Source organism: Bariatricus sp. HCP28S3_A7 (assembly GCF_052066375.1).
Taxonomy (GTDB): domain Bacteria; phylum Bacillota; class Clostridia; order Lachnospirales; family Lachnospiraceae; genus Allocoprococcus.
Genome location: NZ_JBQHSG010000043.1, coordinates 1 through 11072 on the forward strand (window position 1 = coordinate 1; position 11072 = coordinate 11072).

Sequence of the window (11072 nt, forward strand, 5' to 3'; positions counted from 1 at the left end):
AGCGCCCTGAGCCCCCGGAGGGCCTTCCGTCTTATATATTTGCAATTTTCAAGGTTCGTTTGAGCCTGTTTTTTTCGGCCCAGTTTTTCATAGATTACTTGACACTACCCAGTGTTATTATAATGCAGACGGTGCTGTCCGGCTGCGCTTCCATAATCTTTTTCGTGTTCCATTTTCATCATTTCCAGCATAAGATGCTGCCGGGTTTCATCACCGAGAGCAATCAATACATTTTGACAACTTTTAAATTCCTCAATCAATTTTATAATTTCGTTGTTGCTTTCCATCAAAGGAATGCCGCCTTTCTGTTTATTTACTTAAACCTTTGTAGCACAAATTGATGGAGAAATCTTATTCGTAAAGAAAATCGAGACGATTCAAATATCTTAGAGGTTCCTTTTGGAATATTTTTTCAGATAGGTACTTTTGAGTTCATTTTCTTCTTCCAGCTTTACATTTTTCTGCTTGAGATACTGGATGTATTCCCGGCAGAGCTTCACGCCGCCTCGGACAGCCACGTCCTCGTGGCGTTCCATTTCATCAAGCCACTGTAAAAGTGATCGTTCACGAATATCATTGTAAGTGGTATCTTCATTTAAAAACATGGTATGTTCTCCTTATCTTTGGAATTCTTTTCTTAAAATCTCATGTGGCGCTTCGATTTCATCAGCAATCGTATGTTCGGTGAGCTCGGATAAGAGTTTGATCTTTGCATTGATAATAGGCCGCATACAGTTAGGAACGTGTTCCTGATGAGCCCGATGGATCGCAACGCACTCTTTACAATTTCCGTGATATCTGCATGCTTTTTTACAAGGGCAGTGATCTTTATTTTTGTATTCTTCCCGGAATGCACTGGCAAATTCTTCTTGAATCCGAAGACCTTCTGCACGGTTCCCTTTGTGAAATTCTTGCATTGCTTTTATTTCTGTTTCATTTCCTTCGATTTTCATATTGTACTCCAAGAAATATATATCTGGTGAATAGTGACTGGTATACGAATGTATTTTATCACGGGTAGGAAGGCTTGTAAATCTTTTATAATCAGATATGTAAAGAGCAATAAGATAACGCAAGCCATTATTCCCCATTCATCATTTCTGTGGTATAATCATAGAATGTTGTCAGGGTGAGAAGTTCTCACTCCCGGCATCTTTGAGTGACGTAAAAAGATGGAGGAAAAAAGTTATGAACTTATTGATAGGAATTATGATCCCGTTTGTTGGTACGGCGCTGGGATCTGCCTGTGTATTTTTCTTGAAACATGAAATGAAGCCGCTTTTGCAGAAGATTCTGCTGGGATTTGCGTCGGGTGTGATGGTGGCCGCTTCGGTGTGGTCGCTTCTGATTCCTGCCATGAATATGTCAGAAGAAATGGGAAAACTTGCGTTCATTCCGGCGGCGGTCGGATTGCTTCTGGGAATGGCATTTTTGCTTTTGATGGATCGGGTGATACCGCATTTGCATCTGGGAAGTGATGAGCCGGAAGGGGCGCACAGTAGTCTTTCGAAATCAATGATGTTGATTTTTGCCGTGACACTTCATAATTTTCCGGAAGGTATGGCGGTTGGTGTTGTGTTTGCCGGGATGCTGGAGGGAAGTGCCGGGATCACGCTGGCGGGAGCATTTGCACTTGCAATCGGGATTGCAATCCAGAATTTCCCGGAGGGTGCCATTATTTCCATGCCGCTGAAAGGTACGGGAATCAGCCGCGGTAAGGCGTTCCTCTATGGAGCTGCGTCAGGAATCGTGGAACCTTTGGGTGCTCTGCTGACAATCTGGCTGGCTTCATATATTGAACCGGTTCTTCCGTATCTTTTGGCCTTTGCGGCGGGAGCAATGCTGTATGTAGTAGTAGAAGAGTTGATTCCGGAGGCATCGGAGGGAGAACATTCGAATATCGCAACGGTAGGTTTTGCAATCGGATTTGTATTGATGATGATTTTGGATGTTGCACTTGGGTAAAACGGTTTTCGAATGGATTTTTTTACGCACATAGTGGCAGAAATGCTAATAAAGCTTGTAAAATCCGGAAATTATTGGTACGATGATGACTAGCACAGCATGGAATCGGTTGTTATGACCGAAAGGCGAGCGGTCAGCGACAGCAGGGGAATGTGTGAACATGCGATATTAAAAACGGAGGAAATACCATGTTAGAATTAAAGCACATATCTTTTGAAGTGCCGGAGGACGGTGTGGATAAAGAGATAATAAAGGATATCAGTTTTGTGATTCCTGATGGGAAATTTACGGTTATTACCGGGCCGAACGGGGGAGGTAAATCTACACTTGCGAAGCTGATTGCAGGAATTCAGAAGCCGACGTCAGGTCAGATCCTTTGGGATGGGCAGGATATTACGGAAATGAGTATAACAGAGCGGGCGAGACTGGGAATCAGTTATGCATTTCAGCAGCCGGTACGATTTAAGGGGATTACGGTTCTGGATCTGATCCGGCTTGCAAAAGGGGAGGAGATTTCCATCAGCGGCGCCTGTGAGTATTTATCGCAGGTTGGGCTTTGCGCGAAAGATTATATCAATCGTGAAGTGAATGCAAGTCTTTCCGGAGGAGAGCTGAAAAGAATCGAGATTGCAACCGTTCTTGCAAGGGGGACCAAATTATCGGTATTTGATGAACCGGAAGCGGGTATCGATCTCTGGAGTTTTCAGAACCTGATCCAGGTATTTGAAAAGATGCACCGGGAGATTCACGGTTCGATTCTGATTATTTCACATCAGGAGAGAATTCTGAATATTGCAGATGAGATCCTGGTCATCGGCGACGGTGAAGTGACAGATCATGGAGTTAAAGAAGAGATTCTGCCGAAGCTTCTGGGAAGCTCCAGCGCAGTCAACGTATGTAGTGGGAGGAGATAAGGCATGGACAGCATACAGAAAGAACTCTTGGAAGCTGTAGCCGGGCTTCATGAAATCCCGGCAGGGGCATACAATATTCGCGCTAACGGTGAGAGTGCAGCCAGAAATACGACAGCCAATATTGATATTGTTTCGAAAACGGATGTTTCCGGCATCGATATTAAGATCAAGGCCGGAACGAAGAAAGAGAGCGTACACATTCCTGTGCTTCTCAGTCAGAGCGGACTTGAGGAAATGGTTTATAATGATTTTTATATCGGGGATGACTGCGATGTTGTGATTGTCGCGGGCTGTGGAATCCATAACGGCGGAGATGCAGCCAGCCGCCATGACGGAATCCATCGTTTCTTTGTCGGAAAGAATGCACATGTGAAATATGTAGAGAAACACTATGGAAGCGGAGACGGCAAAGGCGAGCGAATCATGAATCCGCAGACGGAAGTGGATCTCGGTGAAAACAGTGAGATGGAAATGGAAATGGTCCAGATCAAAGGTGTAGATTCTACGGTTCGCACGACGAAGGCAAGTCTTAAAAAAGGCGCAAAACTGGTTGTCACAGAGAGACTGATGACGCATGGAAATCAGAGGGCGGAGAGTAAATTCGATGTAGATCTGAACGGAGTGGATTCCGGCGCGAATATCATTTCCCGTGCGGTTGCAAGAGATAATTCGGTTCAGATATTCAAATCCGTGATCAACGGCAACGCAAAATGCAGCGGTCATACAGAATGTGACGCTATTATCATGGACAATGCAAATATCAGTGCGATTCCAGAGATTACTGCAAATAATCCGGATGCAGCCTTGATCCATGAGGCAGCGATCGGTAAAATAGCAGGGGAACAGATCATCAAGCTGATGACTCTGGGGCTCACAGAAAAAGAGGCAGAAGAAGAAATCGTAAATGGATTTTTGAAATAAAAACTTTACAAAATCTTAAAAACTATTTTCTTGTATCTGTCGAAAAAAGGTGATATAATTCTTGAAAAGCAATGGAGCTGAATGGTTCTGTTGCTTTTTATACTTTTTTATGAATGGAGGCGCATAGGATGATTGAACAAAGTGTTTTTCTTCAGACTGAACAAGACGCAGTTGATTTTACGGCGAAAGTCTCCAAATATTTTGGTGATATAAGAATGGATCTTGGATCTTTTGCAATTGACGCGAAATCCGTGTTGTGCGTTTTGGGAATGGGACTTGGGAAAAAAGCTAAACTTCGTATTTATTCACCGCGTGCGGGTGAACTTGTAAAAGAAATTGCACCATATATCTGCGCAGATTGAATCTGCGCAGTATTTATTTCTTCTGGTGATTTTGGACATGCTTTCTGATAGCATCAAAACTGGGAGCGCTGATTACGTGTTCCATACGGCAGGCATCCTCGGCTGCAATCTTCTCATCCACCCCAAGGCTAACGAGCCAGCTTGTCAGTAGCGTGTGGCGTTCATAGATCGTTTCGGCCACTTCCCGTCCTGTATCTGATAAAGTGATATGTCCATTTGCATCAACGATAATATATCCATTCAGCCGAAGATTCTTCATGGCGACACTGACACTTGGCTTGGAAAAACCGAGTTCATTTGCAATGTCGATGGAGCGGACATAGCCCTGACGATTTCCAATGATCAGGATGGTTTCCAGGTAATTTTCAGCAGATTCTTGTATTTTCATAGTTATTTCTCCTATCAATAAATCATGGACGACTGTATTATATAAAAGAATATCACATTTACAAGGAAATTACAATTGAACTTTCCGACGTGGCCGAGTCATAACTGCAGGATAACAAAAAATCCCTTACATTACTGTAAGGGATTGAATAACGTGCGCTAGAGGATTCGAACCCCCGACCTTTTGGTCCGTAGCCAAACGCTCTATCCAGCTGAGCTAAGCGCACATCCTTGTAAAACATCACTGCTTCACAACAAAACATATTATATATCAGGAAATACAGATTGTCAAGCGAAAAAATAAAAAAATTAATCAAAAAATTTATTGCTATTTGTGCCGCTGTTACTGGATCCGGATTTGTTTCCATTCTGTGAGCAGGCGCTCAAATGACCATGCCGCATTTGCCGGGCTGGTGGAAGGCAGCCGGATGGCATCCATCTGTGTCTGAGGACGGCAGTATTTCCGGTAGAGTTTATCTGCAGTACCACCGTTTGTAAAGATTTTTTCGATAGGCGAAGTGTCGGTTATGCGACACAGATCAGCCGGAACGACATTTCTAATGCTGCTGTCAGAAGAACCGGTAATCTCACAGGAGGCGATCACATCCCAGATCGCAATTCGGTTGGAAAGCAGAAGAACTTTTTTCTCTTCTGTTGTTTGTGGAAGCGGGCATTCAAAAAGAGCAGAGAGTAATCGCCAGAAACGATTCTGGGGATGTCCGTAGAAAAAGTTGCTTTCACGGGATTTGACGGAAGGAAAACTCCCAAGAATCAGGATCCGGGAATTTGAATCATATATCGGATCAATTTCATGCCGGACGTAATGTTGTTCTGACATAGTTACATTCATTCTCCTTTCGGTATTGTCTGGTGATTGCCTGACGGCGTTTTATACGATCATAGCATAGCATAAATTTCGACAGAAATGCAAATAAATTCGATAAACTGTCAAAATTATAACGTTTTCGCTGGACAAAATCGTCACAATGCACTAAAATAGGGATATTGACAGTAAATGTATACTAAACGGAGGTAGCTATTTATGAAAGGAAATGTAATCGTAGGACAGTCAGGGGGGCCTACTGCAGCAATCAACTCAAGTCTGGCGGGTGTTTACCGTACAGCAAAAGACCGTGGAGCGAATAAGGTTTATGGTATGCTTCATGGTATCCAGGGATTATTAGAGGAGAAATATATTGATCTTTCTGAACATATTACAAACGAACTTGATGCTGAACTTTTAAAGAGAACACCGGCTGCATATCTTGGGTCATGCCGTTACAAATTGCCGGAAATTCATGAGAATATGGCTTTATATGACAAGATTTTTGAAATCTTGTACAAGCTGGATATTGAAGCATTTATTTATATCGGTGGAAATGATTCCATGGATACGATCAAGAAACTGTCTGATTATGCGATTATCAAAGGACATCCGCAGAAATTCATCGGCTGCCCGAAGACCATTGACAATGATCTCGCTCTGACAGACCATACACCGGGATTCGGAAGTGCCGCAAAATACATCGGAACATCTGTAAAAGAGATCATTCGCGACAGTTTCTGCCTGGAATACAGCAAGGGACTTGTTACGATCGTTGAGATCATGGGACGTAACGCAGGATGGTTGACAGGAGCCGCTGCACTTGCACAGGGGGAAGACTGTCAGGGACCGGATATGATCTATCTTCCGGAATTAACATTCGATCTGGACGATTTTATGGCTCGTATCCACAAACTTCTGGAGACAAAGACATCTGTTGTAGTAGCTGTATCAGAAGGAATCAAACTTGCAGATGGACGCTATGTATGCGAATTAGGACAGAGTGCTGATTTCGTTGATGCATTTGGTCACAAACAGCTGACAGGAACCGCATCCTATCTGGCAAATTATGTAGCAGCAGAGGTCGGATGTAAGACTCGTGCAATTGAGCTCAGCACGCTGCAGCGTTCAGCATCTCACTGCAGTTCCCGTGTAGATATTCTGGAAGCTTATCAGGTAGGTGGTGCCGCAGTTAAGGCTGCTGACGAAGGCGACAGCGGAAAGATGGTTGTACTGGTACGTCATTCTGACGATCCGTATCAGTGTGGAACAGAGGTGAAAGATGTGCATAAGATTGCCAACGACGAACGTCTGGTACCGAGAGAATGGGTAAACGAAGAGGGAACCTACGTAACAGAAGATTTCGTTACTTATGTAAGACCTCTGATCCAGGGAGATGTTTCTCCGGTTATGGTTGATGGTATTCCGAGACACCTTTACAAACCGGGGCATTTAATGGGTTAGTGCACTGACACGTTGATTTTTTGAAATAATTATATGAAAGACGTATCCATTTGGGTACGTCTTTTTTCTCTGGGTCAGTAAGAAGAATTTTTGCTTGATTTGGGTGCGGGCAGCAGATTTCACAAAGCAGAAAAACGGCGTAGCTAAGGGAAGATAAATAGGTGAAAGGGATCTTTCTCGACAAAATAGGACAGAAATTTTGTGAAACATTACCTTCATTTTTCTGTTGCAAATTCCAAGGAAAGCGGTTAATATATGAATCACTCTAATTCAATTCTCTATTTCATGAGAACTTCTAAGTAACAGTATTTCAATTTTAATTTCAGGTAAGAATCCAAAGCGAAAATAATAGAAAGCGGGAGGGATATCGTGGCAGAAAGATCGGAATATGCAGTGTTCCGGTTTCTGGAGCAAAATGGCTATTGCCATATGATCAGTGACTACGTGAAGGGGATTTCCATCATGCAATATGTGAAGGAAGAGTATCCTGTTTCGAGAGAATGCCTGTGGCACTGGATGGCAGAGATCGCACAGCGACTGGAGCAGTATTATAAATGGGAGAATGGAAAGGCATATGGCTTTGTGAATCCATATGCTGTGATTATCGGGGAAGACTCCGAAATCATGCTTCTGGATATTATGGATCCGGGAAATGAAGATCAGATTCGCAGAATGCAGAAGAAAAAAGTGCGGATGCTGTTCGTAAAAGAGGAGCATATATTGACGCAGAATGCGGAGCTGGAAGATGACTGTTACGGACTTGGAAAAACATATCAGTTTATGCTGGAGAAATGTCATCTGACAGAACTGTGTACCAGGCGTGAAAAACGTCTGATAAGAAAAATAATTGAAAAATGTCTTTCCGGGAAAAAGGACGGAATCCGTATGATGGCAGAAATACAGACCGATCTGCGGATGCTTGCTCCATTTGGAAATACAGGAAAGAGAGAGAATACGACGCAAAGAAAGAGAAATGGAAGAGGGATAAGGCGGAAAGCCTTCGTGTGTGCCGCACTTGTCATACTGGTGACCGCAGGAGTGATTTGGGAAAAGGAGCAGCAGAAAATGGTGAACTCGGAAGCTGCGTCCGGGGAAAAAGAGGACAGTCCATCAGAGAAGAATATTACGATGGATCAGGAGAAGGACACGGAAGAGGAGGGAAGAGCTTACCTTGAACTTGGCATTATATATTGTGTCGAGATGAATAATTTTGAACAAGGGAGAAAATGTCTCGAAAAAGCTTCGGAACAGCTGCCATTTGCCGGGATATATCTGACGATTTTTGAATATATACAAAAAGGCGGATCGGAGAATTTTGTGAAAAATGAATTGGCAGATACATTGGAAACGGGAAGAAAATTATTGAAAGAACAAGAAAACGGAGTGTGGATCAGAGGAAAAGAATACTGGTATAAAATTCCTTTTATGATGACATATGGGATGCTGGGGACACAGGAAGCCTGGGACGAAGCCATGCGGTTGGGAGAAGAAATGGAACAGGAAGTTCTGTGGAATGAAACAAATCGTGAGCAGGAAAAAACACTCAGAAAGTATCTGGCAAAAGCGTATGAAACGGAAGGAGAAAACGAAAAAGCAGCTGCAGAATATGAGAGGGTGAAAGAGTTGGAAGACAGCAGGGAAGGATTGGAAGAAATTTACCTGCGTTTGGAAAAACTCTATGAGGAAGAAGGAAATCTGGAACAATCCTGGGCGATATGCCGCGAGTCCATGGAACGTATTCCCGACTCTGAAAAATTATGGCTGGCATATCTGGAAAAGCATCTGAAAGATGCGGGAATCGAGCGTCAGGTATGTGCCCAACTTGTAAAAAAAGCGGTGGATACCCTGCCGAATCTGACGACAAATATAGAATTTCAAAAATTGCAGAAACAATACGAAATTACAATGAAAGGAGAAGAAGTATGGGTGGGAAAATAAAGGCAGGAATGGCTTTCCTAATCGTGGCTATGGCGTTCGTAAGCCAATATGTGTATGCAGGCATATTGGAAAATGAAAAAGAGGAGCTTCCGGGAGAAACTCCGGTGATAAAAGGCTATCAGGTTCAATATGATGAGCCGGACGGAAAGAATGGATATTATCACAAATTACCGAAAATACGGATTCTCCATCAGGATGAAGGGTTCGTGACAAAATACAAGTTCTATTATGCGGACGGGACAATCGAAGAAGGCGAATTGAATCTGGAAAACAAGGAAAAAGTCTGGAATATAGAATCGGGTGACGGCGTTTATAAACTGGAAACGGAACTGATCAGAGAAGAGAGAGGAGACGAAGCTGAGAAGGAAGAAGCTGATCCGGACAGAAAAGAAGAGGAAAAACCGGGGATGGGAGAAGCGGATGAATATTCATATGATCTGAAGACAGAAGAAACTTTCAAACAGGAATCTGAGTGCGATACAGAAAATGAAGAAGAAACCGATACGACTATGAATGGAGAAAGTCCGAATGAACCCCAGAATCCGGAAGAAGATTTGGAAAGCTGGAAGAAAGTATGGGAGTGGAAGGTAGATTCAATCCCTCCGAAGATTCGGATCATTAAGCCCGTGAAAACCGGGATATGGTATCTGACATCGGTTGCAGTGGAGATGCAGTGCGGCGATGATTTTAGCAAGGTGGCTGATTTTGAAGGAAGTGCAAACGGAAAGAAATATATTTCCGACGATAAAGAGCACCTGAATTTTCAAGTAAGAGAGGAGGCAAAACAGGGAAAAGGCATTGTTGTTACTGCCGAAGCGGAGGATTTTGCCGGAAATAAAAATGCAGTTTCTTTTGAAATACGGATTGACACTCACGCTCCGCTGCTTCGGCTCGAAGGAGTGGAAAATTATGCAGTCTCTGATCGCCCAGTTACATTAAAATTTCAAGCATGTGAGGAAAATCTGATGCAAAAGCTCACAGCATATGTAGAAAGAGAAAATCCCGCAGGAGAGAAAGAAACCCTTCAGGTGGACAACTGGAATGAAAAAGAGGGAATGGAAGCAGAGCTGCTTTGTGAGAAGGAAGGAATTTACATAATTCAGATAGAAGCTGTTGATATGGCAGGGAATACCAATTCGATGCGGAGGACATTTGCAGTTGACAGTACGCCGCCGGAACTTCCGGTTTTGTCTGATATTGATGGAAAATGTATGAAAGAATTTGTCTGGAGCTTTGACGAAAAGTCGCAAATACTGGATTTCACAACATATACCTGCAAAATGGAATTGGATGGAATGTTGTATCATTCGGGAGAACGGATTTGGCGGGAAGGAATCCACAGATTTGTAATCAAAGCGGTGGATGCAGCCGGGAATGAAGCAGAAGAATGTGCAGAATTTGAAATTGACCGGACTTCGCCCAGAATTATCATTAGAAATGCCGATACAAAGGAAGAAATTGAAAGCGGAAGCCAATTTGATCAAAGCATCAAAATAGAGATTTATCCGGAGAAATACAGGGATTGGATTCAGAACGTCATGATCAATGGAAAATCGCAGATGCTTACATCACATAAAAATGTACAGCTTGGACTCTGTGCAGAAAAAACATATGAAATTGTGATTGAAGCACAGGATATTGCCGGAAATTATATCCAAAGAACGGTCAATCTGGAGATTATGAAGCAGGAAAATTCGTTTAAGGATGTAGTATGGCCGATAAAGAAAGCATTGGAAAGAAAGAAATCGGATGAAGAGAAAATTGAAGATGGAATGCGGAAGAATGAATCAACAGGAATCTTTGCTGCTTGCTTCGTTATGATGGGCGGAATACTATTACTGCTGTTTTGGAAAAAAAGGAAGTGAATAAAGGCCTGAAAAAGGGAGGATGCCGGGTAACCGCTTACGCAGTTCCCGGCATGTATTATGAAAAAGTTTATCTCAATAGTATGATTACTTCTTATCGTCTTTATGCATTTCATTTATTTGATGGTTTTAGTATACAGAAGAGATGTGAAGAAAGAATGATTAACAAATGAAAGAATTTTGAAAGATAAATGAACAAATTGTGAACATGGATAAAATGCATTAAAAAGAGGTGTTTGTGCATAAAATTGTGAAAAATGACCATATTATGAAAAGATGTCAGCCAAATTTAGGAAATATTTCGGGATTGACCAGACGTGTACTTTACTATGAAACAAAACCTTCAGAATAGCCAAAAAAGCGCAAACTACCCCTATCTAGTGCAAAAAGGTTGATTTTGAACTTAACCGACAGGCTTATGCGGCAACTACTG

12 protein-coding genes and 1 tRNA gene are annotated in these 11072 nt (G+C 42.6%); 7 read left to right on the forward strand and 6 right to left on the reverse strand.

Annotated elements, in window-relative coordinates; all coding sequences use genetic code 11:
• Window positions 1-104 precede the first annotated feature (104 nt).
• The 3 genes from ACTNA4_RS15280 to ACTNA4_RS15290 form a co-directional block, all read right to left on the reverse strand.
• Window positions 105-287 carry a hypothetical protein gene (locus ACTNA4_RS15280; RefSeq protein WP_441030918.1) on the reverse strand — a complete coding sequence of 61 codons (183 nt, stop codon included), beginning with the start codon at window positions 285-287 and terminating at the stop codon, window positions 105-107.
• A gap of 99 nt (window positions 288-386) precedes the next feature.
• Window positions 387-605: a hypothetical protein gene (locus ACTNA4_RS15285; RefSeq protein WP_441030921.1), complete on the reverse strand. Its 219-nt coding sequence runs from the start codon at window positions 603-605 to the stop codon at window positions 387-389.
• 12 nt (window positions 606-617) lie between these two features.
• Window positions 618-953, reverse strand: a complete 336-nt coding sequence (locus ACTNA4_RS15290) for an LPS biosynthesis protein (protein WP_441019105.1) — start codon at window positions 951-953, stop codon at window positions 618-620.
• Window positions 954-1188: 235 nt separating this feature from the next.
• Here ACTNA4_RS15290 and ACTNA4_RS15295 point away from each other — a divergent pair, with 235 nt between their 5' ends.
• From ACTNA4_RS15295 to ACTNA4_RS15310, 4 genes are all read left to right on the forward strand, one after another.
• Window positions 1189-1965: a ZIP family metal transporter gene (locus tag ACTNA4_RS15295; protein ID WP_441030924.1), complete on the forward strand. Its 777-nt coding sequence runs from the start codon at window positions 1189-1191 to the stop codon at window positions 1963-1965.
• A 188-nt stretch (window positions 1966-2153) separates the two neighbouring features.
• Window positions 2154-2879, forward strand: a complete 726-nt coding sequence (locus tag ACTNA4_RS15300; protein ID WP_441030927.1) for an ABC transporter ATP-binding protein — start codon at window positions 2154-2156, stop codon at window positions 2877-2879.
• Between the two features lie 3 nt (window positions 2880-2882).
• Entirely contained in the window at window positions 2883-3800 is a 918-nt protein-coding gene (locus ACTNA4_RS15305) for a SufB/SufD family protein (RefSeq protein WP_441019101.1), read from the forward strand.
• Window positions 3801-3928: 128 nt separating this feature from the next.
• A complete protein-coding gene (locus ACTNA4_RS15310) occupies window positions 3929-4162 on the forward strand; it encodes a hypothetical protein (RefSeq protein ID WP_427808821.1) in 234 nt (77 codons plus the stop codon).
• Between the two features lie 13 nt (window positions 4163-4175).
• Here the strand turns inward: ACTNA4_RS15310 and ACTNA4_RS15315 are convergent, their stop codons facing one another.
• The 3 genes from ACTNA4_RS15315 to ACTNA4_RS15325 form a co-directional block, all read right to left on the reverse strand.
• Window positions 4176-4550: a metal-dependent transcriptional regulator gene (locus tag ACTNA4_RS15315; protein WP_427808822.1), complete on the reverse strand. Its 375-nt coding sequence runs from the start codon at window positions 4548-4550 to the stop codon at window positions 4176-4178.
• Between the two features lie 152 nt (window positions 4551-4702).
• Window positions 4703-4776: transfer RNA gene (locus ACTNA4_RS15320), tRNA-Arg, on the reverse strand.
• 116 nt (window positions 4777-4892) lie between these two features.
• On the reverse strand, window positions 4893-5387 hold the full coding sequence (locus tag ACTNA4_RS15325; protein ID WP_441030930.1) for a DNA-deoxyinosine glycosylase: 495 nt from the start codon (window positions 5385-5387) through the stop codon (window positions 4893-4895).
• Between the two features lie 204 nt (window positions 5388-5591).
• Here ACTNA4_RS15325 and ACTNA4_RS15330 point away from each other — a divergent pair, with 204 nt between their 5' ends.
• The 3 genes from ACTNA4_RS15330 to ACTNA4_RS15340 all read left to right on the forward strand — a co-directional run bounded on the left by ACTNA4_RS15330 (window position 5592) and on the right by ACTNA4_RS15340 (window position 10639).
• Entirely contained in the window at window positions 5592-6836 is a 1245-nt protein-coding gene (locus tag ACTNA4_RS15330; RefSeq protein ID WP_427808824.1) for a 6-phosphofructokinase, read from the forward strand.
• A gap of 369 nt (window positions 6837-7205) precedes the next feature.
• Window positions 7206-8774, forward strand: a complete 1569-nt coding sequence (locus tag ACTNA4_RS15335; protein ID WP_427808825.1) for a tetratricopeptide repeat protein — start codon at window positions 7206-7208, stop codon at window positions 8772-8774.
• Window positions 8759-10639: a hypothetical protein gene (locus tag ACTNA4_RS15340; protein ID WP_441030933.1), complete on the forward strand. Its 1881-nt coding sequence runs from the start codon at window positions 8759-8761 to the stop codon at window positions 10637-10639. Before ACTNA4_RS15335 ends, ACTNA4_RS15340 begins: the two co-directional genes overlap by 16 nt.
• Window positions 10640-11072 lie beyond the last annotated feature (433 nt).

Bases quoted from the DNA above. Each gene is read 5' to 3' on its own strand.
- ACTNA4_RS15280 (WP_441030918.1), bottom strand. From the start codon at position 287: ATGGAAAGCAACAACGAAATTATAAAATTGATTGAGGAATTTAAAAGT.
- ACTNA4_RS15285 (WP_441030921.1), bottom strand. From the start codon at position 605: ATGTTTTTAAATGAAGATACCACTTACAATGATATTCGTGAACGATCA.
- ACTNA4_RS15290 (WP_441019105.1), bottom strand. From the start codon at position 953: ATGAAAATCGAAGGAAATGAAACAGAAATAAAAGCAATGCAAGAATTT.
- ACTNA4_RS15295 (WP_441030924.1), top strand. From the start codon at position 1,189: ATGAACTTATTGATAGGAATTATGATCCCGTTTGTTGGTACGGCGCTG.
- ACTNA4_RS15300 (WP_441030927.1), top strand. From the start codon at position 2,154: ATGTTAGAATTAAAGCACATATCTTTTGAAGTGCCGGAGGACGGTGTG.
- ACTNA4_RS15305 (WP_441019101.1), top strand. From the start codon at position 2,883: ATGGACAGCATACAGAAAGAACTCTTGGAAGCTGTAGCCGGGCTTCAT.
- ACTNA4_RS15310 (WP_427808821.1), top strand. From the start codon at position 3,929: ATGATTGAACAAAGTGTTTTTCTTCAGACTGAACAAGACGCAGTTGAT.
- ACTNA4_RS15315 (WP_427808822.1), bottom strand. From the start codon at position 4,550: ATGAAAATACAAGAATCTGCTGAAAATTACCTGGAAACCATCCTGATC.
- ACTNA4_RS15325 (WP_441030930.1), bottom strand. From the start codon at position 5,387: ATGTCAGAACAACATTACGTCCGGCATGAAATTGATCCGATATATGAT.
- ACTNA4_RS15330 (WP_427808824.1), top strand. From the start codon at position 5,592: ATGAAAGGAAATGTAATCGTAGGACAGTCAGGGGGGCCTACTGCAGCA.
- ACTNA4_RS15340 (WP_441030933.1), top strand. From the start codon at position 8,759: ATGGGTGGGAAAATAAAGGCAGGAATGGCTTTCCTAATCGTGGCTATG.